Annotated in this window: 29 protein-coding genes and 1 tRNA gene; 9 read left to right on the top strand and 21 right to left on the bottom strand. The window is 45.6% G+C overall.

Translation table 11 applies throughout. The annotated features are described in order from the left end of the window. Positions 1 to 61 precede the first annotated feature (61 nt). Genes minE through minC form a run of 3 tightly spaced genes read right to left on the bottom strand, consistent with a single transcriptional unit; the run spans position 62 to position 1,820 of the window. On the bottom strand, positions 62 to 325 hold the full coding sequence (gene minE, locus R7Q46_RS16325) for a cell division topological specificity factor MinE (protein ID WP_005388332.1): 264 nt from the start codon (positions 323 to 325) through the stop codon (positions 62 to 64). 2 nt (positions 326 to 327) lie between these two features. After that, complete coding sequence (gene minD / locus R7Q46_RS16320; RefSeq protein WP_005388331.1) at positions 328 to 1,140, bottom strand: septum site-determining protein MinD; 813 nt, start codon at positions 1,138 to 1,140, stop codon at positions 328 to 330. A 17-nt stretch (positions 1,141 to 1,157) separates the two neighbouring features. Then, positions 1,158 to 1,820 (bottom strand): septum site-determining protein MinC, encoded by a 663-nt coding sequence (gene minC / locus R7Q46_RS16315; RefSeq protein WP_005382304.1) that lies wholly within the window; start codon positions 1,818 to 1,820, stop codon positions 1,158 to 1,160. A 197-nt stretch (positions 1,821 to 2,017) separates the two neighbouring features. On the opposite strand from minC, the gene R7Q46_RS16310 reads away from it, so the two are divergent. The 4 genes from R7Q46_RS16310 to R7Q46_RS16295 all read left to right on the top strand — a co-directional run bounded on the left by R7Q46_RS16310 (position 2,018) and on the right by R7Q46_RS16295 (position 5,808). Continuing rightward, positions 2,018 to 2,299, top strand: coding sequence for a YcgL domain-containing protein (locus R7Q46_RS16310; protein WP_005382303.1), 282 nt, complete (start codon positions 2,018 to 2,020; stop codon positions 2,297 to 2,299). A 48-nt stretch (positions 2,300 to 2,347) separates the two neighbouring features. After that, positions 2,348 to 3,319: a lytic transglycosylase domain-containing protein gene (locus R7Q46_RS16305; RefSeq protein ID WP_005388330.1), complete on the top strand. Its 972-nt coding sequence runs from the start codon at positions 2,348 to 2,350 to the stop codon at positions 3,317 to 3,319. 87 nt (positions 3,320 to 3,406) lie between these two features. Then, the gene (locus tag R7Q46_RS16300; RefSeq protein ID WP_017634801.1) at positions 3,407 to 4,351 is read left to right on the top strand and encodes a LysR family transcriptional regulator; all 945 of its coding nucleotides are present in this window, start codon (positions 3,407 to 3,409) and stop codon (positions 4,349 to 4,351) included. Between the two features lie 257 nt (positions 4,352 to 4,608). Beyond that, positions 4,609 to 5,808 carry a NupC/NupG family nucleoside CNT transporter gene (locus R7Q46_RS16295; RefSeq protein ID WP_005382298.1) on the top strand — a complete coding sequence of 400 codons (1,200 nt, stop codon included), beginning with the start codon at positions 4,609 to 4,611 and terminating at the stop codon, positions 5,806 to 5,808. A gap of 68 nt (positions 5,809 to 5,876) precedes the next feature. On the opposite strand, the gene folD is transcribed toward R7Q46_RS16295, so the two are convergent. Continuing rightward, entirely contained in the window at positions 5,877 to 6,737 is an 861-nt protein-coding gene (gene folD / locus R7Q46_RS16290) for a bifunctional methylenetetrahydrofolate dehydrogenase/methenyltetrahydrofolate cyclohydrolase FolD (protein WP_318077614.1), read from the bottom strand. Between the two features lie 203 nt (positions 6,738 to 6,940). Between folD and R7Q46_RS16285 the strand changes: the two genes are divergently transcribed. After that, positions 6,941 to 7,017, top strand: a tRNA-Arg gene (locus R7Q46_RS16285). 171 nt (positions 7,018 to 7,188) lie between these two features. Here the strand turns inward: R7Q46_RS16285 and R7Q46_RS16280 are convergent. Genes R7Q46_RS16280 through R7Q46_RS16200 form a run of 17 tightly spaced genes read right to left on the bottom strand, consistent with a single transcriptional unit; the run spans position 7,189 to position 22,403 of the window. After that, entirely contained in the window at positions 7,189 to 8,412 is a 1,224-nt protein-coding gene (locus tag R7Q46_RS16280; protein ID WP_138939384.1) for a beta-ketoacyl-ACP synthase, read from the bottom strand. After that, positions 8,409 to 9,134: a 3-oxoacyl-ACP reductase FabG gene (gene fabG, locus R7Q46_RS16275; RefSeq protein ID WP_005388326.1), complete on the bottom strand. Its 726-nt coding sequence runs from the start codon at positions 9,132 to 9,134 to the stop codon at positions 8,409 to 8,411. The genes R7Q46_RS16280 and fabG overlap by 4 nt, the downstream gene beginning before the upstream one ends. Continuing rightward, positions 9,131 to 9,595, bottom strand: coding sequence for a hotdog family protein (locus R7Q46_RS16270; RefSeq protein ID WP_047009504.1), 465 nt, complete (start codon positions 9,593 to 9,595; stop codon positions 9,131 to 9,133). The genes fabG and R7Q46_RS16270 overlap by 4 nt, the downstream gene beginning before the upstream one ends. After that, on the bottom strand, positions 9,588 to 10,775 hold the full coding sequence (locus R7Q46_RS16265; protein ID WP_225497036.1) for a beta-ketoacyl-[acyl-carrier-protein] synthase family protein: 1,188 nt from the start codon (positions 10,773 to 10,775) through the stop codon (positions 9,588 to 9,590). The genes R7Q46_RS16270 and R7Q46_RS16265 overlap by 8 nt, the downstream gene beginning before the upstream one ends. Positions 10,776 to 10,795: 20 nt before the next feature. Continuing rightward, positions 10,796 to 11,407, bottom strand: a complete 612-nt coding sequence (locus R7Q46_RS16260; RefSeq protein ID WP_225473948.1) for a DUF3261 domain-containing protein — start codon at positions 11,405 to 11,407, stop codon at positions 10,796 to 10,798. Continuing rightward, entirely contained in the window at positions 11,404 to 13,746 is a 2,343-nt protein-coding gene (locus R7Q46_RS16255; RefSeq protein WP_318077612.1) for an MMPL family transporter, read from the bottom strand. Before R7Q46_RS16255 ends, R7Q46_RS16260 begins: the two co-directional genes overlap by 4 nt. Beyond that, positions 13,718 to 14,338: a LolA family protein gene (locus R7Q46_RS16250; protein WP_064353716.1), complete on the bottom strand. Its 621-nt coding sequence runs from the start codon at positions 14,336 to 14,338 to the stop codon at positions 13,718 to 13,720. Before R7Q46_RS16250 ends, R7Q46_RS16255 begins: the two co-directional genes overlap by 29 nt. Further along, positions 14,338 to 14,784 carry an acyl-CoA thioesterase gene (locus R7Q46_RS16245; RefSeq protein ID WP_005388315.1) on the bottom strand — a complete coding sequence of 149 codons (447 nt, stop codon included), beginning with the start codon at positions 14,782 to 14,784 and terminating at the stop codon, positions 14,338 to 14,340. The genes R7Q46_RS16250 and R7Q46_RS16245 overlap by 1 nt, the downstream gene beginning before the upstream one ends. Further along, positions 14,784 to 16,337, bottom strand: coding sequence for an HAL/PAL/TAL family ammonia-lyase (hutH, locus tag R7Q46_RS16240; RefSeq protein ID WP_085569954.1), 1,554 nt, complete (start codon positions 16,335 to 16,337; stop codon positions 14,784 to 14,786). The genes R7Q46_RS16245 and hutH overlap by 1 nt, the downstream gene beginning before the upstream one ends. Then, a complete protein-coding gene (locus tag R7Q46_RS16235) occupies positions 16,321 to 18,027 on the bottom strand; it encodes a glycosyltransferase family 2 protein (protein WP_318077611.1) in 1,707 nt (568 codons plus the stop codon). Before R7Q46_RS16235 ends, hutH begins: the two co-directional genes overlap by 17 nt. Next, the gene (locus tag R7Q46_RS16230) at positions 18,020 to 18,388 is read right to left on the bottom strand and encodes a hypothetical protein (RefSeq protein ID WP_021449611.1); all 369 of its coding nucleotides are present in this window, start codon (positions 18,386 to 18,388) and stop codon (positions 18,020 to 18,022) included. The genes R7Q46_RS16235 and R7Q46_RS16230 overlap by 8 nt, the downstream gene beginning before the upstream one ends. 10 nt (positions 18,389 to 18,398) lie before the next feature. Continuing rightward, positions 18,399 to 19,799, bottom strand: a complete 1,401-nt coding sequence (locus R7Q46_RS16225) for an AMP-binding protein (protein WP_318077609.1) — start codon at positions 19,797 to 19,799, stop codon at positions 18,399 to 18,401. Between the two features lie 4 nt (positions 19,800 to 19,803). Continuing rightward, positions 19,804 to 20,364, bottom strand: a complete 561-nt coding sequence (locus tag R7Q46_RS16220; protein ID WP_213871766.1) for a hypothetical protein — start codon at positions 20,362 to 20,364, stop codon at positions 19,804 to 19,806. Next, positions 20,364 to 20,621 (bottom strand): acyl carrier protein, encoded by a 258-nt coding sequence (locus R7Q46_RS16215; protein WP_005382279.1) that lies wholly within the window; start codon positions 20,619 to 20,621, stop codon positions 20,364 to 20,366. The genes R7Q46_RS16220 and R7Q46_RS16215 overlap by 1 nt, the downstream gene beginning before the upstream one ends. Before the next feature lie 15 nt (positions 20,622 to 20,636). Continuing rightward, positions 20,637 to 20,897: a phosphopantetheine-binding protein gene (locus R7Q46_RS16210; protein WP_005382278.1), complete on the bottom strand. Its 261-nt coding sequence runs from the start codon at positions 20,895 to 20,897 to the stop codon at positions 20,637 to 20,639. Positions 20,898 to 20,910: 13 nt separating this feature from the next. Beyond that, positions 20,911 to 21,678, bottom strand: a complete 768-nt coding sequence (locus R7Q46_RS16205; protein WP_064353718.1) for a lysophospholipid acyltransferase family protein — start codon at positions 21,676 to 21,678, stop codon at positions 20,911 to 20,913. Next, positions 21,675 to 22,403: a beta-ketoacyl synthase chain length factor gene (locus R7Q46_RS16200; RefSeq protein ID WP_054865733.1), complete on the bottom strand. Its 729-nt coding sequence runs from the start codon at positions 22,401 to 22,403 to the stop codon at positions 21,675 to 21,677. Before R7Q46_RS16200 ends, R7Q46_RS16205 begins: the two co-directional genes overlap by 4 nt. Before the next feature lie 76 nt (positions 22,404 to 22,479). Between R7Q46_RS16200 and R7Q46_RS16195 the strand changes: the two genes are divergently transcribed. From R7Q46_RS16195 to R7Q46_RS16180, 4 genes are all read left to right on the top strand, one after another. Beyond that, complete coding sequence (locus R7Q46_RS16195) at positions 22,480 to 22,878, top strand: hypothetical protein (RefSeq protein WP_005382272.1); 399 nt, start codon at positions 22,480 to 22,482, stop codon at positions 22,876 to 22,878. 27 nt (positions 22,879 to 22,905) lie between these two features. Further along, the gene (locus R7Q46_RS16190; protein ID WP_053307501.1) at positions 22,906 to 23,973 is read left to right on the top strand and encodes a class I SAM-dependent methyltransferase; all 1,068 of its coding nucleotides are present in this window, start codon (positions 22,906 to 22,908) and stop codon (positions 23,971 to 23,973) included. Positions 23,974 to 23,980: 7 nt separating this feature from the next. Continuing rightward, positions 23,981 to 25,225 (top strand): NAD(P)/FAD-dependent oxidoreductase, encoded by a 1,245-nt coding sequence (locus R7Q46_RS16185; RefSeq protein ID WP_054865735.1) that lies wholly within the window; start codon positions 23,981 to 23,983, stop codon positions 25,223 to 25,225. A gap of 210 nt (positions 25,226 to 25,435) precedes the next feature. Continuing rightward, positions 25,436 to 26,176, top strand: a complete 741-nt coding sequence (locus tag R7Q46_RS16180) for a transglycosylase SLT domain-containing protein (protein WP_081008346.1) — start codon at positions 25,436 to 25,438, stop codon at positions 26,174 to 26,176. Positions 26,177 to 26,257: the final 81 nt, after the last annotated feature.

Below are 26,257 nucleotides of genomic sequence, written 5' to 3'. Positions count from 1 at the left end.
TTGGCCTCGATGCCAACCTTTTTCGTTCTAATTAGAGCATTCGTCTGGCGAGAGAAACTGATTACTTTTCTTCGTCTGGTAGCTTCACATTTAGCTCAAGAACTGAGATATCGTCGTCTTTGTGCTCAAATGTTAAGTCAACCATATTTGGATCAATTGCCACGTACTTGCTGATCACCTTCAAGATGTCTTCTTTTAATTGAGGCAAGTAAGACGGCGCAGGATCATTTTGGCTGCGGCGCTCTGCGACAATGATTTGCAAACGCTCTTTAGCTAGATTCGCAGAAGTTTTCTTCTGTGGACGGAAAAATTCTAATAATGACATGTCTAGCCTCCAAAGAGTCGTTTAAAGAGTCCTTTCTTCTCCTCAGTAAGGAAACGAAATTCAACCTGATTGCCTAATAAGCGATCAACGGTGTCAGAATAAGCCATACCCGCATCGGTGTTATCGTCAAAAGTGACTGGCACACCTTTGTTTGACGCGTTAAGCACGGCTTGGCTTTCTGGAATCACGCCCAGTAGTGGAATATGTAAGATCTCCTCAACGTCTTCAACGCTTAGCATTTCGCCTTGAGTGACGCGAGATGGGTTGTAGCGAGTCAGTAACAGATGCTGTTTTACTGGCTCTAGCCCTTGTTCTGCACGCAGTGACTTAGAATCTAAAATACCGAGAATGCGGTCAGAGTCACGCACAGAAGAGACTTCTGGGTTCGTTGTGACAATGGCTTCATCGGCATAGTACAAGGCCATTAACGCGCCTTGCTCGATACCTGCTGGTGAATCACAAATAATGAAATCAAAGCCCATTTCATCAAGTTCGCCGAATACGCGCTGAACACCATCTTTTGTCAGTGCGTCTTTATCACGAGTTTGAGAAGCAGGAAGAATAAATAGGTTGTCCGTGCGCTTATCTTTGATCAGCGCTTGGTTTAATGTCGCTTCGCCGTTAATGACGTTTACAAAGTCATACACGACGCGGCGCTCACAGCCCATGATTAGATCGAGGTTACGCAAACCGATGTCAAAATCGATCACCGCGGTCTTTTTTCCCTTAAGAGCTAGACCAGAGGCGATGGCTGCGCTTGAAGTGGTTTTACCAACGCCACCTTTACCAGACGTTACTACAATAATGCGTGCCATTTTTTTTCCTTTTTAGATTAAATCGCGAGAACTTCTAAATGTAATGATTCATCGGCTTTACTGATCATTACTTTCTTTTGCCAGTACTCGCTTTCAATTTGATCGCTTAACCAGTAGTCACCCGCAATGGATACCAGTTCTGCTTGTAAATCGTGGCAAATAATACGCGCTTCCTGCTGACCACTTGCTCCTGCAATCGCACGACCTCGAAGTGTGCCATGGATATGAATAGAGCCGTCAGCAATGACTTCAGCACCTGCACTGACGTGCGCCAGCACCACCAAATCACCATCTTTTGCGTAGATCTGTTGTCCTGAGCGGACAGGCGTACGAACTACTTTCGTTGGTGCCATTTTGGCAGGTGCTTGGCTTGGTGATTTGCTCGCCGACATAATGGCGAAGCCAGCTTCGGAAGCAAGGTTTTGTACACGCTTGTCTTTACAGCCCGTTACACCGACCGGAATAAAACCAGCATCTGAGATGCCTTGTTTAAGCTTAGGGAAATCAATGTCGCCTTGTACTTTTGCTATATTGATTACCAAAGGCGCGGATGCAAAAAAAGAAGGTGCTTGAGAAACTTTTTCTTGCAAAAATTCGACAGTCTTTGCGATCTCATTGTCAGAAAGGTGTAAAACTGACAATGTAAAACTGCTACCTTTAAGGTCTGGTGAATGGGTCATCGTGGACTTCTTGCCTTTATTGAAAGAGCGTTGCCTTAAACTAGGTATGTCATGTTATATTTCATCCTTTGACGCAGCAAGTTCTCTCGTGGGCAAATAGGTGAATTAATCTCAAATTTGCTATTAAGTTTGCGAGAATTTGACGTTTTCAACCTAATCCGCACTCAACGCGGCTAAATCAGCATAAAAGGCGTGTCATGCTTTGTTCTATTTATAAAAGCTCGAAAAAAGAAGGTACTTATCTCTATATTCCGAAAAAGGATGATTTTTCACAGGTTCCTGACACCTTAATGCAGATGTTCGGTAAGCCTATCGCTGTCATGACGATTAAACTTGATGGCCGTAAATTGGCACAAGTTGATATCGAAAAAGTGAAGGCTTCATTACAAAATGATGGCTTCTTTCTTCAGGTTCCACCGCCGCCGGAGAACCTATTAGAAAAGTACAAAGAACAAAAAGCCCAGCAGAAAGGCGAATAACGTCATCGTTTTTCATCTGGGATTTCTGCCTTGCTCAAGGAGGGCAATATGAAAAAAATACTGGCTACCATGCTTAGCGTTGGTATGTGTACCTCGGCTTTTGCTAGTAGCGAGGGTTTTGATGAATACTTGAATAAGCTGCGTGCTGAAGCTCGTGATAAAGGTATCTCAGAGCAGGTCATTAGTGCTGCTTTTGCTAATGTTGAGTACAAGCCCCGAGCAGTAAAAGCGGACCGAAACCAACCAGAAAAGAAACTGACATTGGATGAGTACATTCCTCGCGCGGTGCCTGAATGGAAGGTGAAGCAAGCCAGACAACTCTACAAAGAGCATTACACTGAGCTAAAGCGTATAGGCGATGAGTACGGTGTCCACCCGCGCTTTATTGTGGCACTTTGGGGAGTTGAAAGTAACTTTGGTAAGTTTACCGGCAACTTTAAAGTGATTGATGCACTATCCACAATGGCATTTGAAGGCCGTCGTGAAGAGTTTTTCCGTAAAGAGACCATGTCGGCACTGCAGATCCTCGATCAAGGCCATATTGAGCTAGAGAACTTTAAAGGCTCATGGGCTGGTGCGATGGGTCAATGCCAGTTTATGCCAAGCTCTTTCCTTCGTTTTGCTGCTGACGGCAACGGTGATGGTAAAAAAGACATATGGCAATCTGAAGCGGACGTGTTTGCATCGACCGCTAACTATTTGAGCAAGTCTGGTTGGGATGATAAATATACTTGGGGTCGCCAAGTTAAGGTTCCTAAAAATATTGATCGCAGCCTGGAAGGGCGCACGGCTGAAAAAGGCAAATACCTTCAAGAGTGGAGCCAATTAGGTATCACAAAATATGACGGTAGCCCGTTGCCAAAACTGGATGAAGACATCAAAGCATGGTTGATCATGCCGGACGACGAGAATGGTCGTACGTATCTGGTTTACAATAACTACAACGTATTGATGAAGTGGAACCGCTCTTACTACTTCGCACTTGCTGTGAGCCACTTGGCTGACCGCATTAAATACTGATCTGCCACAAACAATTCGGCATCCAGTCTTCAATACAAGGGCTCTTCGGAGCCCTTTGTTTTTTCTATAACCAAATCGAGGTAAAGCGTGTTATCTGAACGTGCCGCACAAATGGTGATTTTCTCCGCTCTTCTTAAACACAAAAGCTTCACAGCTGCTGCAAAGAGCTTAGGCGTGTCGGTGTCTCATGTGAGTAAACAGTTGAGTCAGTTAGAAGCGTCTCTTGGTATCAAGCTTGTTCAACGCACTACGCGAAGCTTTACGCCGACAGAGGCAGGGAAAACCTTTTTTCATCACTGTGAGCAAGTGGTACAAGCGGTGAGCAGCGCCACATTAGAGATGGAAACCCAGCGGGATGAAGTAGCAGGTTTGGTACGTCTTGGGTTGTCGCAATCATTTGGTACCTTACACATTATTCCAGCGATTCAAGAGTTACGCGAACTGTATCCTCAACTTCAAGTGGAAGTACATCTGTTTGACTATAAGGTCGATATGTTAGCCGAAGGGCTCGATTTATGGGTAACCAACAACGAGCATTTGCCTGAAGGTTACATTGCGCAGCGTTTGACGGATTGCCAGTTTGTTGTTGCGGCATCGCCAGATTACTTATTGAAACATGACACGCCAACAGAACCGGATGACCTATCTGCTCACAACTGCCTCATATACAGAAGCTGGGAGCGTGACTATACGGGGTGGGCGTTTACCAAAGATCAGCAAGAATTGAACGTAAAAGTCTCGGGTAACTATTCAGTAGATCTGGCAGAAGCCGTTCGGGATGCGGCTATTGCAGGTTGGGGTATTGCCTACCTTGCCACTTACTTGCTGGGGGATGAGTTTAGAACGGGTAAGTTAATACAGCTGTTACCTGACTGGAAAGCCAGCCAGTCGATGCCGTTTTATGCGGTATACCCAAGCCGCCAGCATATGCCAAAAAAAATATCCGCAGTGATTAACTTTATCAAACAGAAGATCGGCAACCCTTGTCATTGGGACCAACGTTTGGCACCTTACATCTCTATTCCTAAATAACAGGATCAATGACGTTGTAGAACGACACATAAGGTGATTCACTTCACAAAAATTTTTCCTGAACCAGAAACATATTTTCTATATGGAAATAATTAAAATAAGCAAACGTTTATCTTCAATAAATTCAATTGGTTATTTTGTTGGTCAGTTATTGGTCGCTTAAACTTTTCACACTGTTAACATCCTCAACTTGCAGCATTTTGAGTCCGCTATACAATCCGGTGCCTTCCATATCCCCCTTCTGTCGGATTCATTTTATGAACTCAATTATTGGTATCGTAGCCATACTATTCCTAGCATGGCTACTTTCTACAAATAGAAAAAATATAAAGCTGAGAACGGTGTCGTTTGCGTTTGCTTTGCAGGTACTGTTTGCGTTGTTGGTTTTATATGTACCAGCAGGAAGAGATGCGCTGAATTCAGTGAGCAGTGTTGTGTCGAATTTGATCAACTATGGTCAAGAGGGCATTGCGTTTTTATTCGGTAATTTGGCGACAGGGGGCTTCACCTTTGCGATCAATGTTCTGGGTATCATCGTTTTCTTCTCCTCTCTTATCTCAGGTCTTTATCACATTGGTGTGATGCCAAAAATCATTAACTTTATCGGTGGTGGTATTCAAAAGCTGCTGGGTATCGGTCGTGCTGAGTCTTTGTCTGCTACGGCGAATATCTTTGTTGGCACCATTGAAGCACCATTAATGGTAAAGCCTTACCTAAAACACATGACTGACTCGCAGTTCTTTGCAGTTATGACAGGTGGTTTAGCGTCAGTTGCTGGCGGAACGTTGGTTGGTTACGCATCACTGGGTGTCGACCTCAACTATCTTATTGCTGCTGCATTTATGTCAGCACCTGCCGGCTTGTTGATGGCAAAAATTTTAATGCCAGAAGATACGGATAAAGCAGCAGATATCGACATTAGCCAAGTTGAAATTCCACGTGCAACCAACGTAGTAGAAGCATTAGCCGATGGTGCCATGGCGGGTGTACGCATTGCTGTATCGGTCGGTGGTACGTTACTGGCGTTTATTAGTGTCATTGCAATGCTAAACGGCATGTTAGGCTGGATAGGTGATCTTATTGGGACACCATTAAGTTTTGAGCTCATCCTAGGTTTTGTGTTTGCGCCAGTCGCTTGGTTGTTGGGTATACCATGGCAAGAAGCAACCACAGCAGGCTCGCTGATTGGTAACAAGATTGTGGTGAATGAGTTCGTCGCTTTCATCCAGCTTGCAGAAGTGAAGTCTCAACTTAGTGAACACTCACAAGCAATCGTGACGTTTGCTTTGTGTGGCTTTGCAAACATCTCAAGCATGGCGATGCTGATTGGTGGGTTGGGCTCATTGGTACCAGAAAAGCGTGCATTTGTTTCTAAGCATGGTTTCCGTGCGATTATCGCTGGTGTCATGGCGAACTTAATGAGCGCTTCGATTGCGGGCGTGATTTTAAGTCTGTAATTGAAATAGATATCAACAATTAGCAAAAAGGCTCCTTGCGGAGCCTTTTTCGTATCTGAAGTTTTACATTATTTGTCTGTGTGGAACTGTTCGCAAGCGAGCATTGTGTTCTCAATTAAACTTGCGACGGTCATTGGGCCAACACCACCAGGAACAGGAGTAATAAAGCTCGCACTTTCACGTGCTTTGTCGTATTCCACGTCACCAACTAGTTTGCCTGAATCAAGACGGTTAATACCGACATCGACCACCACTGCGCCTTTTTTAATCCACTCACCAGGGATGAAGTTAGGCTTACCAACCGCAACCACGACAACGTCAGCTTGACGCACATGACTCTCTAGGTCTTTGGTAAAACGGTGACATGTTGTTGTTGTGCAGCCCGCAAGCAGCAGCTCAAGTGTCATTGGACGACCAACAATGTTTGATGCGCCAACCACAACCGCATGTTTACCACGTAGCTCAATGTTGTAACGGTCGAGTAGGGTAATGATGCCCTTTGGCGTGCAAGAGCGAAGCTTTGGAATACGTTGCGCAAGACGGCCAACGTTATAAGGGTGGAAGCCATCCACGTCCTTCTCTGGGTGAATGCGCTCTAAAACATGTGTTGTGTCTATGCCCGCAGGAAGGGGTAATTGCACTAGAATGCCGTCAATTTCATCATCGCTGTTTAATTCATCAATCAGCGCTAGTAACTCTTCTTCTGAGCTAGACGCAGGAAGGTCAAAAGACTTAGAAACAAACCCAACTTCTTCACATGCGCGGCGTTTGCTACCGACATAAACCTGAGAAGCAGGATCTTCACCAACTAGAACCACTGCTAAACCAGGAGCACGTAGCCCAGCTTCAACACGTGCTTTAACACGTGCAGCCACTTCGGATCGAACAGTTTGGGAAATGAGAGTTCCGTCTATATTTTGAGCAGTCATGACTTTCCTTATAAATTAAGAAGGCAGATTATCTGCGGCGCATTGTCGCAGAATTTCTTATCAACATCCATACGCAAACGTTTGCTTTGTGGTGTTTTTGAACATTAAGCGTTTTAATGGACTTTTTTTAGGCATTCAGATCAGAATGTTATGAAAACCCGTTGATTTACCCGTTTGAACTCGTATAATCCTGTCCCTGTAGCGCGCCCTTAGCTCAGCTGGATAGAGCACGTCCCTTCTAAGGATGTGGTCATTGGTTCGAATCCAATAGGGCGTGCCATTTATTCAAAAGCCCCGATAACTCTTTGAGTTGTCGGGGCTTTGTCGTTTTTAGGTTTTTGGCTGTAATTGCCACTCTATCTACAACTTTTGAATGGCATTCTCTAGCAATCTGGATAGCCACCAACAAAAAAGCGCTGGTTAACCAGCGCTTTTGCATTTATTAAGGGAATTACATCTTTTTAAAGATGATGGAGGTGTTGATGCCGCCAAAGGCGAAGTTGTTACTCATCAAATATTTCACGTCCAGCTCTCGACCTTGTCCAGCGATGTAGTCTAAATCGCCACATTGCTCGTCGAGGTTTTCTAGGTTGAGCGTTGGGTTAAACCAACCTGTGTGCATCATTTCTAAACCTAGCCACGCTTCAATCGCGCCACAGGCGCCTAGTGTGTGGCCAAAGTAGCTCTTGAGTGAACTGATTGGCACTTTGCCCAGAGCATTCGCTGTTGCGTTGCTTTCCGCAATATCGCCGCGGTCGGTGGCAGTGCCGTGAGCAGATACATAGTCGATCTTCTCAGCAGGAATGCCCGCGTTTTGCAAAGCCATTTCCATACAGATTTGCATGGTTTCCATCTGTGGTTGAGTGACGTGTGCGGCATCACAGTTGCTGGCAAAACCGATGATTTCTGCATAGATTTTCGCGCCACGAGCGACGGCGTGTTCGTACTCTTCCAGAACCAGTGTTCCCGCACCTTCACCAATCACCAAACCATCGCGATCGGAGTCATAAGGTCTTGGTGTGCTTTTCGGGTCTTCATTCTTCAGACTGGTGGCAAAAAGGGTATCGAAGACAGCGGATTCCGTTGGGCACAATTCTTCAGCGCCACCAGCAACCATTACCGTTTGGTAGCCATGTTTGATCGCTTCGTAGGCGTAGCCGATTGCTTGGCTGCCAGAGGTACATGCACTGCTGGTTGGGATCACTCGGCCTTTCAAACCGAAAAATAGACCAACGTTCACTGCTGTGGTATGCGGCATCATCTGCACGTAAGTCGTTGCGGTGATCGCTTTCGTGGTTTTCTCATTCAGCATGACACCAAATGCGCCGATGGCGTCAGTACTGCCTGTTGATGAGCCGTATGCGATACCCGTTTGACCATTGGTGAGTACGCCGTTACCAATCAAACCTGCTTGGCTCAGTGCGTTTTCTGTTGCGACGGTCGCCAATTTGGAAACACGCCCCATGCCGCGTACTTGCTTGCGCTTGTAGTGCTTTGGCAGTTCAAAATCTAAAATTGGTGCCGCGAGCTTGGTGTTCAAACCATCATACTGTTCGTAAGAAGGCATGTATTGCGTCGCGTTCTGGCAGTCACGCAGTTTTGGTTCGACAGATTGCCAATCGTTACCAAACGCAGTCACACCCGACATTCCGGTTACAACAACTCGACGGCTCATACTAGGCCTCCGTTTACCGAAATGACTTGGCGAGTTACATAGCCTGCGATGTCAGACATAAGGTAACTGACTAAACCAGCAACTTCTTCTGGCTCTCCCATGCGGCGCAGAGGAATTTGCGGCATCGCGTGTTCTTTCACGTGTTCGTCTACCATGCCTGTGTCGATAAGTCCTGGTGCAACGCAGTTAACGGTGATTTTGCGTTTTGCCAGTTCAAGTGCGAGTGATTTTGTCGCACCAATTACGCCCGCTTTTGCTGCGCTGTAGTTGGTTTGACCACGGTTACCCATCAGGCCAGATACTGATGCAAGGGTAACAATTCGGCCTCCTTTGCGCTTTTGCACCATTGGCATAACACAAGGGTGAAGAACGTTGTAGAAGCTATCTAAGTTGGTATGAATCACACCATCCCATTCTTCTTCGGTCATCGCAGGGAAAGCGGTATCTTTTGTGATGCCAGCGTTGTTTACGACGCCATAGTAAGCGCCGTGTTCGGCGATATCGGCTTCTAGCTTCTCACGACAATCTGCACGGTCACTGATGTCGAATTGGATAAGACGACCGCTACCACCATGCTGTTCGATGGTGTTTAGGGTGTCTTGCGCGCCTTGTTGATCGCCCATGTAATGGACAATGACTTGGAAACCATCTTTGGCTAATTGAACGGCAATGGCTTTACCGATGCCTTTGCTGGCACCTGTAACGAGGACTTGTCGGGTCATTGTTGACTCCTGATTTTCATTTCTTGTAATTTTTCTTCTGATGGAACGTAAACGTTCAATTGGCAAGTCGCTACAACAGTTCCTTGTAGCTCAATACGGGCTGAAAAAACCGCCATACCGTTATCTTCCATAACTTTTTCAGCATACACATCGAGCACCTGTCCGCGAGAAAACGCATCGCATTCAGACGTGTATCGACGGCTACCAAGCAAAAAGCCAATCGGTGGCGCTTGTTCTTTCATTAATGCGTGGTAACCAGACCACGCCGCGACAGATTGCGCCATAAACTCAATGCCAACGTAAGCTGGCACAGTTTGAGAGGCTGAGTCGAAGAACGGGTTGTGTTCTACGATATCAACCTGGCAGTGAATCGTATCTTGTTGAACATCCAAAGCACGATCAACCAAGATCATTGGTTTGTCGTGTGGCAAAAGTTGTTCGATGGGAGGAAGTTTAGTCATGAGCGTAACCAAAAATAAGACTAATATTATTGCCACCAAAAGCAAAAGAGTTGCTGAGAATCGCTTTGTTACCCAGTTTGGTTGGCGTCTCAACTAACGATATATGGATATCGTCTGCCTTGGTTTCGCAGTGTTGTATTGGCAAATCAAGGTTGTACTTGAGAATATGCCAAGCGATCGCGGCTTCCGTTGCACTTGCTGCGCCTAATGTGTGTCCGGTAAGTGGCTTTGTCGAGCTTACGGGAACGGAGTCACCAAAGCAGCGATGAATGGCTTTGCTTTCCATCGCATCGTTTAACGGCGTTGCTGTGCCATGCGCGTTGATGTAACCAATGTCTTGCGCTGTAAGTCCTGCATTGGCCAACGCTTTTTTCATCGCTTCTTCTGCGCCTAACCCTTCTGGATGTGGTGCGGAAATATGGTGTGCGTCTGAGCTGTCGCCAGCTCCGAGAAGAGCAACGGGCGCAGGTGTTTTGCTTAGCAACATTAATGCTGCGGCTTCGCCGATATTGATGCCGTTGCGATGTTGATCAAACGGCTTACAAAGGCTATCGGATAGAGCTTCTAAACCGTTAAAGCCGTTTAGTGTGAGGCAACAAATGGTATCCACACCACCCACAATAACCGCATCAACAATGCCAGAGCGAATCATGCGTTGCGCGGTTAAAAAGACACGGCCACTAGAAGAACAGGCGGTTGAAACTGAGTAATGTGGGCCGCTCAAATCAAAGTAGGCGGCAATAAAATCGCTGCAGTTGCCAAGCTCTTGTTTGGTGTAATGGTAGTCGGCAGGAAAATTACCCTTTGCCAGCTTTTCACCAAATGCGATTTCGCCATCTGAAATGCCAGATGTGCTGGTGCCGATCACGACTGCGATACGGTCACGACCATATTTAGCCATGGCGTCACGCACGTCGCCTTCGATTTGCTGCAAAGCCGAAAGTGCGAGGCGGTTGTTTCTCGTATCAAACTGGCTGAGTGCGGGTGGTAATTGCGGTAACGTCTGTGCAATTCGACCGATTACTGTTTGGCGGCCTGAATTTAAAATATCTTGGTCAACCACCATGTTGGATGGCTTCGCTCCCGATAAACACTGGTGGATGAGTGCATCATCTTGTCCCATGGCAGAGTGAAAGCCACAGGCCTGAATATACAAAGGTTGAGAAGAGCGAATAGGCATATTGTTATTCTAAATTGTTCTTAGTTAATCTGATGTTGCAGTGTTTGAATAGAAATTGAAAACTGATGTTTGAGGTGATGAAAATCAATCTTACCCTCTAACTTGTTAGAAGAGCTGTATTGAATCTCAATGATCTTTTCACCGCCGCTATCAAAGATGGCGCGAGAATTATTTTTATCAATAATTCGCCACCTTACCTCATTTAACGATCCTTCCCAAGCGGAACTCGGCCAGAGCGTGATCATCAAGTTAAATAATACCTGTTCTGGCTGCGGTAGCGAACCTTGTAAACCGTTGAGCACTTCGGTTTGAATTTGTTCTCCATCGTAAGACAGTGAGAGTACTCTCGTCCCCCAGGATGAGAAGCCTGCCAGCACCACTTCGTTGTTGATCACTTGCAGTTGTACCGGAAGTTGCTCAGATTTGGTTTTACCATCTATTGCCCAAGAAGCCGTAATTAACTGACTGGCAGACAACTGATAGCCCAAGCTTGCGGGAGTAGGCAAGCTAACTTGGGTGTGCTCGGCAATGTCGACCTGAGGCGTCGATTGGTGAGGGACCAAGCTGCATGCACTTAAAAACAGGCTCAGTGCGAATAACGTCGCGCAGCGAAAGGCGTGATTGAAAATCATGACGTCGTTTCCTCTGTTTTAATTGCAATCGGAGAGAGCAGCCAAGCGACAAAAATACCACTTAACACCGTAATGCCAAAACTGTGAATCGCGTGAGTTTGGCTGAGTGACAGCAATCCAAATGACAACACAGTGGTCATTGCCGAAAGGGTGATCGCCAATAGTGTGCTCACACTGCGGGCTTTCTCGGCAAAGAACAGAGTGTAATCGATCCCTATACCAAGAATGAGCACCAAGCCAAGCAAGTTGAACAGGTTTAATGTTGTTCCCATCGCGACAGCAGTTGCCAGACCGCAGGCGCAAGCAATCAATGATGGCAGTAAAACTCGGCAACTGTGTTGCAGACCGTACCGCTTGATTAATACCAGAAAGATCACAGCACTGGCGGCTGCCAATAGCTCTATGATTTTGATTCGGTATTCACCAAATAGGGTGGATATTTCTTCAGCTTTGTTTAGGTAGACAACATCAGACTGTGATTTGGCAAATGCCTTAACAACAGCGGAGTCTTGCAATTGGTTTAACACCACTACCGTTGCCGATTTTCCTTTGATCTTACCCAAATGAAGAAAACGTACAGGCGCTGATACCGGGTTTTGCAAGTACTGTTCAACCGTAACAGGGATAAAGTCGGCGTCCATTTTGGGCTTTTTACTTAAGCCCAGCCCGGAAGTAAGTGGGCTGGATTGTGTCGCGTAAAGATCGCGAATCAATTGATAGTCTTGTTGCTGACGTTCCACTGAGCTCAAGTAGCGGCTCAGGCTCTGGTAGCTTTCGATGGTGCTGTCCGCTTTCCACGCTTCTAATGTTGGCGTCAAAGACTCCAGTCTTTTCATTAGGTTTTCGTCATCGTCGGCGGTAACGACCAACATTTGCTGCGAAGATTGCATGCCACTGAGCGTCGTAATCAAGGTTTCTTGCTGCTTGAGATCTTTCGGCATCGTTTGCAGCAGACGAATGTCGTCATCGTAGTTTAATTGCAGCAAGAAAATGCCACTCGCAACCACACATAACATCGGTAATCCGACTTTAATTCGAGGTTGATTCCAAAGCGTTAACCATTTCGCCAACAATGATTGTCCCGGTAAAGTCGAAATGGTGCGCGATGGGTTACGAGCCAGTATCGGATACCAAGCCACCACGGTGATGTAAGCGGCAATCAGACCAATGGATGAAAACAGCGCAAGCTGCTGCAAACCAGGAAACGGTGCCACTAACATGCCCAAATAGCCGATCAAACTGGTGATTAAGCCAAGTGTGATCGCTATGAAAATATGCTTTAACCCTTGCTCGCTATCCCATTCATTTCCCGCCGCAAGACGTTCGGTTAGGTAGTGGAATGCGTAGTCGATAGACACGCCGATTAAACTTGCGCCAAACACTAAGCTGAACAGATGGACTTTTCCAAAAATCCACGTCGTAACGGACAACGCAACGAGCAAACCAATGGTGATGGAAAGCAGTGCGAGAGACAGTGGCATCACACTACGAAAGACCAACACGAACAATGCAATGATACCGAGCAGAGAGAACACACCGATGGTACTGATCTCCGATTTTGCACTTTGCGTACCAAAGTCGGCGTAAAATAGAACGCCAGTATGTGCAACTTCAGCGCCATATTTCTGCGCGACGCTTTGCTCTAGCGCTTGAATGTCAGGGACGGCAAGCTGCCCAGTTAGGCTATAAGGCGAGTCTTTTAGCTCAGCAGTAATAAGCAAGTATTGAGCACCGTCTTTTTCGACGGACAGATAGCCGTTATCCAATCGGAAAGAGGACGATTGCTGGGTAACTTGGCTTAAATAATCACGAAATAGCAAGAAAGGATCATTTTGTAACTCTTGCCCAGTCACTCCAGAAAACGGGTTGTACAGAGACTGAATCACATGTTGCACTTGCTGTTCTGGATTTTTGCTTAAACGCTCTCGTTGTTCAGGCGTCAGCAATTGGAAACGGTGCTTAAAGTAGTAACTCGCCCAAGCTTGCTGCTCTTGAGGTGAGATTTTTCCCACCACATCGCGAAAATGATTACTTTGTCGTAACCCCTTATCAAATTCAGTGGCCGCTGCAAAAAGGGCATTTTTGTCCGGCGCTGTGATCACGAAAATGACTTTGTCGCTCATACTTGCCGAGACCGACTCAAAGGCTTGCTCAGCCACTGGGTTTTGTTGGTTCTTCGGCAACAGTTTTAAAATGTTGGTCTCAATCGGAGATTCTGCACTCCAAACCCATTGTTTGAGTAGCAACGCGCCCGCTAAAACAACGAGATTGAGCCAAACCAGAGCAAAGGTGTGAGTGCCAAGACTGAGTTTAGAAACGGAATTGAGCGTCTTCGGCATCCGTGAGTTCCTGAGGTAGAGAGGTCTGGTTCGTAAACGTGATTTCGGTCTTATCGCCGCGCAGCTCTTGCAGGGTTAGGCGATCAATGTGCGTTTTACCGGAAAGGGTGATGGCTTTAAACACCGCATTTAATGGCGACTGTTTGGGCACTAAAACGAGCTTCCACTGAGTGTTCTCAACTGAAAAATCGAGTGTGAATTGTTCTTGCAGTGCAGAAGTATCCCCGTGGAACACGGATAAAAACACATGACTAAAGTAGAACGCCATTGGGTTTTCTTCAGCAGAGATCGTTTTCGGTGCTTGGTCGGCAAAAGTCTGACGAAGTTTGTTTTCCGTCAATACCAAATTGACTGCGAAAGGTTCTGTTTGTTGCCACAACAAGCCATGTGTTTTGCTTAGTGTGAACTGACCTTTAGAGGTTAGAGGTTGACTGAACATTTCCAGATGACGCTGCTGCGTAAAATCTCCGCGCACGATTTCATGCTGAGACAACTGCTGTTGAAGCGATGCCAAATCCGTTACGTTTGCTGTCGGTGTGGCTAGTGCTGAAACAGAAAATATCAGCAAAAAAGAGAGTAACCACTTTTGCATTAGTTCAGGCTCCCATGGTTGTGCCATTGCTCTACTTTATCTAAAAAGACTGCTGGAGAAACAAAGCACATCTCTTGCTTTTCAATGGATACGGCGACTTGCGTTGTATGCGCTTTGCACATACGTTGATTCGTTTCGGCGTCGTAAATCACGTAATCCACACGCAAGCGGTTTTCCCACTCCGTGAGTTGCGCGGTAATGCGAATGGTGTGATTAAACGGAATCGCCTTGACGTATTTAACGCGCGTGTCGATGATCGGCCACATATACCCAGAGTCTTGCATATCGCGATAGCTGTATTGGATCTTCTCCATCAGCACACGACGCGCTTCTTCAAAATACCGAAAGAAGTTGCCGTGATAAATCACGCCCATCGGGTCAGCATCTTGGAATGAGGTGACCATAGTCACCTCTGCTTCTAATGGGTAGAGAACCTGCTCTTGCATTATACCTCCGCGTAGAGTGGCCAATGACGTTGCTGAATGCGTTCAATGAAATGACGCAAATCTTGTTCCAATGGGCGATCTTCAATCACAAACTCAAACTCGCTCAGCACGGCGTCACGAATTACTCGCAAACTCTGACTCATGTGGTGTTCGTCCAATTCGTTATGACGACGACGAATCTCAACCGCTTGAACGCTTGCTAGGAGTGAAGCCGCAGCAACTTGCTCTGTTAACTCAAGTACGCGTAGGCAGTCACGAGCCGCAATGGTGCCCATGCTCACTTTGTCTTGGTTGTGACATTCGGTTGAGCGAGAAAAAACGCTCGCTGGCATGGTGTTTTTCAACGCTTCTGCCGTCCAAGCTGAGATACCAATCTGAACCGCTTTAAAGCCGTGGTTGATCGGTTTACGCTCGCCTTCTGCACCGGTTAAGTTAAACGGCAGGCCGTTATTGAACTTGTAATCCATCAGTTGCGCCATCTGACGGTCCAGCAAATCAGCCAAGTTGGCAATGTTCACTTTCAACGTATCCATCGCCATTGCGATATGACCACCGTAGAAGTGACCGCCGTGGAGAACGCGCTCGTTGTCGCCATCGATAATTGGATTGTCGTTGGCACTATTTAGTTCATTCTCAATCAATTGACGTAGCCAAGGCAGTGAGTCTTGCACCATGCCAATTACGTGTGGCGCACAACGCAGCGAGTAACGATCTTGCAGTCGGTCGCTATTGCGTGGCGGACGTTCAGCATTGAGATCATCACGCAGCCAAGCCGCAACTTGCTGTTGACCAGGGTGAGGTTTTACCGCAAACAACGCTTCATCAAAGTGGAAATCGTTACCTTGCATACCCACAGAGACCATTGCGGTAATCTTGGTGCACAGCTGCGCTAGGTATTCTGCGCGTTTGTAGGCAAGACAGGCGAGAGCAGTCATCACGGATGTACCGTTCATTAACGCCAAACCTTCTTTTGGTTTTAGGCGAATTGGCTCAATGCCCAGCTCTGAAAACACTTCTTGTGTTGATCGCACATCGCCTTTGTAAAGTACTTCACGCTCGCCAATCAAGGTCGCCGCTAGGTACGACAGAGGCGTTAAATCGCCACTTGCGCCCACCGAGCCTTCCTGTGGAATACGCGGCGCAATGTCGTGGTTGATAAGCGTAACGATTTGGTTCAACAGATCGTGAGACACGCCAGATACGCCTTGCGACAATGAACATAAACGTGTTGCTAGCACCGCACGAGCTTGCTCATGAGAAAGGATTTGACCTAAGCCACAGCCATGGAAGCGCGTAAGGTGCAACGGAAGTTCATCCACAAGAGCGGGTGGAATCGCCACGGTGCATGAATCACCATAACCCGTGGTTACGCCGTAAATAACGCCTTCTTCTTTCAGTAACCGTTCCAGAAACGCCACGCCACGATCAATCTTCGCGGTAAATTCTGGCGAGGTGTTCATGTTTGCCTTTGCACCTTGAGCAATGGCAACGACATCTTCGATGGTTAAAGATTGGGCACCAAAAGTGATGTTGTGATTATTGTTGTTTGTCATGTGGCTGATTACTTAAAGTCCAGAAGTTAAAAAAGTTGTACCACTGTAACGGCGCTTGCAGTGTGTGGTGTTCTAATCTTTGTGCGTACTGTTGAACAACGCGTTCTAGTGCCTGCTGACGCTCCTTGCGTGGTAGCGTGACTTGGTCACTAAAGTGTTCAAAGTACACATTAAAATGCGGAATGTTCGCTTCATCGTCGCGTAGGCCGAAGAGTAGATAGACCGGCGCTTTTAATACCGAGGCTAGCATGAATGGGCCTTGCGGGAATGGGGCAGGTTTACCAAGAAAATCTGCCCAAACGACACGATTTTCTTTGCTGGTGGAAGTGCGATCGCCAACGATCACCACCCATTCGCCTTGCTCGATTTTTTGTTGAAGCAGAATCGCGGTGTCTGGTCCCATTGAGCTGACTTGAATCAGATTCAGTTCCGAATTTGGGTTTACCGCCTTCATTACAGCATTAAATTGTTCAGCGTGTTGGGTAAATACCAAGGCATTGATTTTGACATGAGAGTGTCGACGACCAAGCGCGCGGCAGAGTTCGATATTGCCAAGGTGCGAGCCTAAAATGAGCACGCCTTGTTTTTTCTGCGCCATCTCTTCGAAATGATGCTGGCCGTGAATGGTTAGGTTATCGACGTTAAAGTCACCTTGCCAGGCAGCCAGTTTGTCGAGCATGGTTCGCCCAAAAGAAAGCAGATGATGATAGCTGTCCAACTGCTTTGGCAGTGCGATGTTCTGCTGCGTTGCGTAGTACTGCAAGTTTTGCAGGTAAACCTCAGACGCTTCACGGGCAGATTTACCCATGAAGTGGTAGTAGCGCATGACTAATTTTAAAATCAGGTCGAACGCTTTTCTACCGAACAAGCGGTAAACCGCGAGCAAGGTTTTGATGCCTAAAATCGTGCCTTGTTCTTTTCGTTTCGACCAGTGGGCATTGCTGTCATCTGTGTGACGGCGCTTTCTGGCGAGTAGTGAAGGAATGCGCGGCAACATGCCAAAAAATAGGCGAGTGTGCATCCAGCTTATCTTGACGTTATCCCACAATGCGTCGAAGTGGGAAATGCCACCTTCAGGGTAGATCACGCGCGTTGGAACAAAATCAATATCGACGCCTTCCCAGTACATTCGCACCAGAATTTCGATATCAAAATCCATGCGTTTGCCGATGTTGTACTTGTTCAACACGGCGACCGTTTTCGCCACTGGGTAGGCGCGGAAACCGCACATGCTATCTTTGATAGACAGTGACAAGGTTTCTATCCACACCCAAACGTGCGTAGCGTAGCGACCATACAAACGGGATTTAGGTACGCTCTCGTCGTATATTGGTTGGCCCGAAATCAGGTTATCTGGTTTTGTTTCGCTGGCGCTGAGCAATTTCGGCAATGCTTCTAGGTCGTGCTGACCATCTGCGTCGATTTGAATGGCGTGCGTAAAACCAAGTTGGTGAGCTTGATGTAGGCCAGCCATCACTGCGCCACCTTTACCTTGGTTTTCGCTCAAACTAATCAGTTTTATCAGCCCTTGCTCACTCAACGCTGAAAGCGCTTGTTTGGTGTCTTCATTGCTGCCGTCGTCCACGACAAGCACTGGCAAATCGAAAGAGGATAACGACGCAACCACGTCTGAAATTGTGCTGCCGTGGTTGTAGCAAGGAATTAAAAAGCAGGGACGGTAATCACTCACGTGACTCACCCAGTTTCATTTTGCCTGAAGAGTGAGTCACCAAGGTTTCACCGTTTTTCGATGTGTACTTAAAGGTCAATTTCTCGCGCTCATTGTCCCAAGAGAGTGAGAGACAAACGTCGGCGTTTGGCAGAATCGGCTCTTGAAATTTGATGACTTCCATTCCTTTAAATACCTTGGGAGTGTTCAAATATTGAACGGCGTAGAACAACGCCCAGTCAATTTGAGTGACGCCGGGTAAAAGAGGAAAGTGACTGAAATGACCTTGGAAATCTAAGATGTCAGCATCCACACGCAGCGAAAGCTCCGCGGTGTGGTCACTCACTTCAATATTCTGAATGGTTGGTTTTCTTTTATCCATGTTACTAGCTTTATTGGAATAGTTTTTCAATTTCAGCAACTTGGCGTTTGCCTTGGCTGTTCAATGGAATTTCGTCGACCACTCGGAATTTTCTCGGGATAGCGATCGGTTCTAACCAATTGCGCAGTGCCTTGCGAAGTTCAAGCCAAAACTTGCCTTTACCAAGTTCATCAAGCACATCACCGCCTTTATCGTTAAGTACGATGATTGAGACTAACGTGAGGCGACCAGATTCTTCCATTGGGATTACCACGCTTTCTTGAACCCACGGCAATTGCTCTAAACGTTTTTCCACTTCGACAAGGGAAATACGCTTTTCTTCGACTTTGACGATTCGGTCAGTGCGTCCACGCAATTCAAAAGAAATACTATCATGGAAATAGCATTCATCCGCAGTTTGGTACCAAGTGTTTTCATCAATGTGTGGCGAGCGGAGCTTTAAACAATTTTCATGGTTAAGCTCGGCTTCAACACCAGGGAATAACGTCCAGGGAGTACTGGCTTCGTGCTGCTGACGGTAAGCAATGCCGCCGGTTTCTGTGCTGCCAAAAACTTCAATAGGAAGTGACCCAAACAACTGCTGGCTGTGCTGCGCCGCTTGGTTTGGCAAGGGGCCACCAGAAGAAAATACACACCGAATCGCAACCGGATCGTGCTCTTCACTGAGTCGTTTAAGTAACGCAGGGCTACTTACTAGCGTGGTGTCAGCATCGGCGTGATGGACAATTTGCTCTGGGAACTCTAGGTTGTGTGCTGAAAATGGACGTGCAGAGCACAAAGGCCACAATACGCGGAACAGCAAGCCGTAAATGTGTTGATGAGAAACGGTGCTTTCAACGCGTGTGTTGGCAACTGTGTCGCCCCATAGGTTATCTAGAATAGAAACTTCGATATCGAGCTGTTTAAGCGTTTTTGCAATGGCTTTTGGTGTGCCGCTTGAACCCGAAGTGAATAGCGTTACCGGTATTTCCGCTAGGTTTAATTCTCGCCAAAAATAAGGTTGTTTGGCCTCTGGCTCGTTAATCACGGTGGTTTCTAGCAATGATTGAGCTTCGATCAAAAGCGAGCTCACCAGTTCTGGAGCCGAGACATCGGCATCATGCAGCAACAAATCGTAGTGCTCACTGAGCTCTTTGAGTGCTTCTGGTTGGTAATTACCAGGCAATACAATGGATTTTCCTGCATAACAACAAGCAAAAAAGCCAACGGCAAACAGGTAGCTGTTGCCAAAACACAACGCAATGTTTTGCGTTAGTTGGGTTTCTAGCTGTTGAGTAAGTGTTGCGACGTGCTGTTGGAAATCACCCCACGTGATAACCGTATCGCGATCGTAAGAGACTGGGGATTGCTCAGACCTCTCCGCGATGAACAAGGTCGCTAGGGAGGTAAAGCTCGAATACGTTGTATTCATACGATTAGTGTTCCTTTCGAACAAATTGACGCGCGATCCATTCTCCAGCGAACAAGCCACCAGCAAGTAAGTAGCTGATGAGGCCGTTATAAAGCGTCCATATTTTTACTGGTAGGAAACAGGTATAGAGTGCAACGGCAGCGTTGAGCGTAAAAAAGGCGCACCAAACCATCGTCACTTTGCGAGTGTAAGCCACGCCACTAGCCGGAAGGTCGGGTTCTTGCAAGCGAGCAAGCCTCTCTATGATCGATTGCGGCTGTTTTAAGCTCAGTCCAAACACACACAGCATACATACATTGACAACGACAGGGTAAAACTGAAGCCACCCATGTTGTTTAAACACCATGCCAAGCGTAATTAGGACAATGCCAACAGCGCCCGTAACGAGCGCCAAGAACTTAAACTCCTTTAGTGGGGTCTTATTTGCGACGAAAACACGCAAAAGTAACGCAGCAATTAACAAGCCCCCAACTAAGTTCAAGCCAAATTTATCTATACCGAAATAGACGGCGAAGGGGTAGGCAAACAGTACAATTGCAGACAGACCAGTCAGCAATTGGCGCATTAACTTTCCTTCAATAATTCAGTGACAGCGTTAACCACATCGTCAACGGTTCTTACTGCACTAAACTCTGCTGGCTTGATTTTTTTGCCAGTGACATTCTGTAGGTGTACGACCAAATCAACGGCGTCAATGCTATCAAGATCGAGATCTTGGTATAAGTGCGCATCTGATTGAATGTCGGCTGCGTCAATTTCGAACAGCTCAACAAGCGCATCTTTAACTTGTTCAAATACTTGATCTTTATTTACATCAGTCATGAATATACCTACAACTTATTCATTAGTTTGAGAAGAAACGTATTTCGCTAGATTTGCTACAGACGCAAAGTGTTCGCGCGTATTTGAGTCGTCGGCATCAATAACGATGTTGTATTGTTTTTTTATTGCGAGTCCAAGCTCAAGCGCGTCGATAGAATCTAAGCCAAGTCCATCACCAAAAAGTGGTGCATCCGTTTCAATATCATCTACGGTTAAATCTTCAAGGTTTAAAGCATCAATAATAAGTTGCTTAATGTCGTTGTGTAACTGTTCCACTGGGACCTGCTTATTAATAAAAGTTTTCTGGAAAAATGTTTTCAGCTAGGTGCTGTTGTAAGCGTCGCGCCGCTATTGTCGGCGACGTAGTTTGCTTTATAAAGGGGGTAATCTCAACTTTATCCTTAACTTCAACCCTGAAAAAGGGCTTTGTTGCCGGTACTTGATACCATTTTTTCTCTTTTGTGAGGAAACTTGGCGTTACCGTAATATGGACAACTCTTAAATCTCGTTCTGTTCTTACCGCAATTTGTGCTGCACCGCGTTGTAATTTCGGCTCTACACCTGGTGTTGTTCTTGTTCCTTCAGGAAATATAAGCAACACGTTGCCTTTGTTAAATCGTTCATCACAAAGTGCTAATAAATCATCCGGTGCTTCATTGGGAATATATCCGGCTGCTTTTACGATGTGCTTCATAAAAGGATTCGACCATATTGCCGATTTTACTAAACAGTCGCAGCGATTTAATTGTGAAGCAATGAGAACGTAATCGATTAAACTAGGGTGGTTGGCAACAATTAAACAATTACGATCTTGTTGAAGAATATCGGCACCAATAATTTGATAATCGATTGCGCCACTCAACTTCATCAATTTACAAAATGTGTTGAATGAATATCGAATCGCACCCTGAACTTTATATTCGCGTTCCGTTTGGTCTGAAACAAAAATACGAATGGTCGGAATAACAATGAAGCTCAGTACTAAACCACCTAACCCAAATACTGAAAAACAAAAGCCTGTTGCTAGCACACGCCAATACTGATTTAAGTGAATCATTTTTTGTGCCATTCCCAAGCTTGATGCGGAGCGAAAATAGTCCACTGGCTTTTATCTAACAAGTATTGTTGCAAAAATACTAAACCTTGAGGAAGAGGATGACCGGAACGTTCTGCGTTTATGGAGCTTTGTATCGCGAAATTGTCTCCATGAGAAAGTATTAAGCCAAGTCCAAACCCTTGGTATTGTTGGTTTTCATATTCTAAATAAGAGTCAGGCATAGGCTCATCAAAATCAACAAGCAGTACTTTTTTGTCAGGATTGTCGGACAAAAACAGCCATGCTTCTAATATTGCGCTTTGGAATGTGTTTTCTGCCGCAGCGATAGAAGTTAGGGGAATGGGTTGTTTAGTTGCGATAGTGGCAAGCCCTGCGGCGGTATTGTGCACCGATTGAGAAAAAGCCATCGGAGACGCCTCTTCTCCATTAATTATATCTTCAACTAGTGCGACGCTGCGATGCAGTTCACCATGACGGCTTGAAAATACAAGGTAATCAACTTGATGTTGATTAAGCATTTCGATTGCAGTTTGTACCGCCAGTTTACTGAGTGGGCTCATTCTTCTGCGCATCATCGCAGGAATATTTGCAACATTGATTTTGCCATCTTCTGGCCATTTTATCTCTGTTGCCCATTGTTTCCATTCATTGGATTCGGATAAACCGAATGAATTCGCTGTCCACGCATCAATATTGAACGAAATGTTGATCTTCGAGTTTGGCATATTGGGTTAAATTGTTTATTTTACAGCTCGATACAAATTGGGGTTGACCCAAATTCACAATAAAAAGGAAATTATCATGTCGCGTTTTAAGCTGTATGTCTCGTTATTATTAACTTTGCTTCTTGTTGGTTGTGGACGAGTACAACCTGTAATGAATGTGGAGGATACTCCAGTTGCTTATGATCTTCAAAATAAACAAGTAAAAATGGCCATAGTGCAATCAGCAACTAACCGAGGCTGGACGATCGAAGAAGTAAGCCCTGGTGTTCTTATTGCAAAAATCCACGTTCGTAAACACTCTGCAGAAGTAAAAATCCCATACAATAATAAATATTACTCAATTATTTATCTCAACTCAGTAAATCTCAAAGCAAGTGATGGCAAAATCCACCGCAATTACAATCGTTGGGTAAACAACTTGAATGTTGATATTCAGCGAGCTATTGCATTGTTGGGCAATCAATCTCAACAATAAAACTATTAATTGCAGTTAGGTTTTTCCGTGTTAAATCAAAATAATGACCCTTTTAATGCTTTTGAAGCGAAGACAGAAGCTCAGAAGTTATCTTTTGCACCAATCGTGTTCCAGACCGCCAAAACGCTTCGAGATTTAGGTATTTTAGCCGCTTTAGACAGCGCTGGCGCACAAGGCATGAGTGCCACAGATATTGCCGAGAAAACGGGAGTATCAGAATATGGTGTTAAAGTACTGTTGGATATGGCGATTAGTGCGCATATTGTTTTATGGGAACGACCTAACTATTCGCTTGCAAACCTTGGTTTTTACCTTCTTCATGATGGTATGACGAATGCAAATATGGATTTTACGGCAGATGTTTGTTACGCCGCGATGATGCATTTGACGGAAGCAATTCAAGAAGGTAAACCGTCAGGTTTGAAAGAGTTGGGCAATTGGGAGACCATCTATCAAGGTCTATCGACGTTACCAGAACAAGCCAAACAGAGCTGGTTTAAGTTCGATCATTTCTATTCGGATCGCTCGTTCCCACTTCTGCTTAAAGAGGTATTTGCAAGCAAGCCAAAGCATCTTGTGGATATTGGCGGAAATACGGGAAAATGGGCGATTCAGTGTTGTAAACATGACCCTGACGTTCAAGTGACGATTGTTGATTTACCGCAGCAATTAGAAGTAGCGATGAAGAATGTTTCAGAAAACCAGTTCGTCGAGCGTGTACGTCCATACCCTGCAAACATGCTTGATAAAGCACAAACATTGCCGGAGCATGCTGACGTTTGGTGGATGAGCCAGTTCTTGGATTGCTTTTCCCCAATTGAGATCCTCAATATCCTTAAAAAAGTTAAAGCCCAGTTAACGAAGGGAGATACTATTTACGTATTGGAGCTGTTTTGGGATGCTCAAAAATACGCGGGAGCTTCCTATAGCCTTAATGCCACTTCTCTTTATTTTACCTGTTTAGCTAACGGTAATAGTCGCTTTTATCGCAGTGATGATTTCTTAGAAATTGTCGAAGCGGCAGGTTTATCTGTCGTTGAAAGAACCGACAATATTGGCCTTGGTCATACCTTATTAAAACTACAAGCAAACTAAATTCAGAATGAAAACAGAGCTCAAGCAAGTTGTTGTCGTAGGAGCGGGGCCATCAGGTTCAACCGTTTCTGCGTTATTAAAATCGCGTGGCATAGATGTTGTTGTCTTAGAAAAAGCGACTTTTCCACGTTTTTCCATAGGAGAAAGCCTACTCCCTGCATGTATGGAAGTTGTTGAACAAGCAGGAATGACCAATGCAGTAAAGCAGTTTGGCTTCCAGTATAAAGATGGTGCTGCATTTCGTCGTCATGGTGTATACACCCAGTTCGACTTTACAAACAAATACACGCCAGGACCGGGCACGACGTTTCAGGTTCAACGTGCCAACTTTGATAAAGTATTGGCAGATAGCGCTGAAGAGCAAGGCGTAGAGATTCGCTATCAGCATGAACTGCTCAACCTAGCGTTTGAAGGGAAAAAGTCTCGATTAGAAGTGCTCGACTCAAATAAGAAGGCTTATCAAATCGAAGCAGATTTTGTGCTGGATGCAAGTGGCTTTGGGCGTGTTTTGCCACGCTTGTTGGAGCTAGAAGAACCTTCTTGTCTTCCGCCTAGAAAAGCGATCTTTACCCATATCGAAGATCATATCTCTCCCCAAGAGCCGGAATACGATCGCAACAAAATTTTAATTTCAGTTCATCCTGAAAATCACGACGTATGGTACTGGCTAATCCCATTCTCTAATGGTACTTGTTCGTTTGGTGTGGTGGGTGAGCCAGAATTTTTCGAACAATACCCAGAAGATAAGATTGCAGCGTTGCAGCAGTTAGCCAATGAAGAGCCGGGTTTGGCTGCTTTATTGCGAAATGCGAATTACCCGAATCCAGCAGGCGAGTTGGGTGGCTATTCTGCTAACGTCAAACGTTTAGCGACAGAGCACTACGCGTTGCTTGGTAATGCTGGTGAGTTTCTTGATCCTGTATTTTCATCGGGTGTCACTATCGCCATGAAATCGGCAGAGTTTGCAGCGGACTGCGTGGTTCGTCAGCTGAATGGTGAAAAGGTTGATTGGCAAGAAGAGTACTCGCAACGCTTAATGGTGGGAGTGAACACATTCCGCACTTATGTGGAAGGCTGGTACAACGGCACGTTGCAAGATGTGATTTTCTATCAAAACCCGAACCCACGTATTAAACAGATGATTAGTGCGATTTTGGCTGGATATGCTTGGGATACGAATAATCCTTACGTAAAACAAAGTGAGCAGCGTTTGTCGACGCTTGCAGAACTGGTTCGGGAAGCTGAACTGTAAGAATATACATTCGCTTATCCGAGAATCAGTAAACCTAGGTCTTACCAAAAAATTAGTAAGACCTTTTTAATGCCTCTTTACTTTTACTTCTAGCGTGTTGGAGACACATTGACCACTTACATCGGTGTGTATCGAATTTGAGAATTTTTATGGTGACATTGATCACATCTAGAATTCCTGTTGCTGATATTTATATTAAATTTGTAGGAAATGGATTACATTCTGGGAGTGTTCCCTACATCCGGCTTCGTTGTGAAAACGGTTTATAAGCAACTGTATAAGTTAGTAAAGTTCCAAAAACTACACCAAAAAAAAGACAAGTTTCTTACCAAATCAATTCGCTTGGTGAGTTCGAGCCATCGACTACGCCAAACGCTTCCTCTACTTTCTAAAATTGTTGAAGAACATGACGCATCAACGGTCTCTTCGATTGCAGATCCCGAGAACGCGGTAGCGTGGGGAGGTAAAGTTTCTCCAGAGTTCAAATCTAAAGTCATTCGTATTAGTAAAGAGCTAAAGATCAATCCTAATCATCTTATGGCGTGCATGGCATTTGAAACTGCTGAAACTTTCAGTCCAAGCATCAAAAATGGTTCCGGAAGCGGGGCTACAGGGTTAATTCAATTTATGCCCTCTACCGCAGAGTCATTAGGAGTGAACACAAAGACTCTTGCGAGAATGAGCGCGCTTGAACAACTTGACTATGTGAAAGCGTACTATTGGCCCTATCGAAATAAAATTAATAGCTTAGAAGATGCTTACATGGCCATTCTCTACCCTGCTGCGATTGGTAAACCGCCGTCTTTCGTTTTGTTCAGACAAGGCTCAATTGCCTATCGACAGAATGCAGGTATCGATCGCCACAACACGGGGAAAATCACGCTTAATGATGTTTCCTACAAAGTGAGGAAAAAATTAGAAAAAGGTTTGCAGCCCAATTTCATGGGCTAAGATTGTGTCATGTTCCTAGTTTTTCGCGCATGAATCCTTCTGTTACTTCACGGGGATTCTGATACACTACGCGCCCATTTC

The sequence above is a fragment of the Vibrio sp. 811 genome (assembly GCF_033339195.1).
Note: the sequence above shows the minus strand (reverse complement) of the source record. Positions and strands in the feature narration are given on the sequence as shown.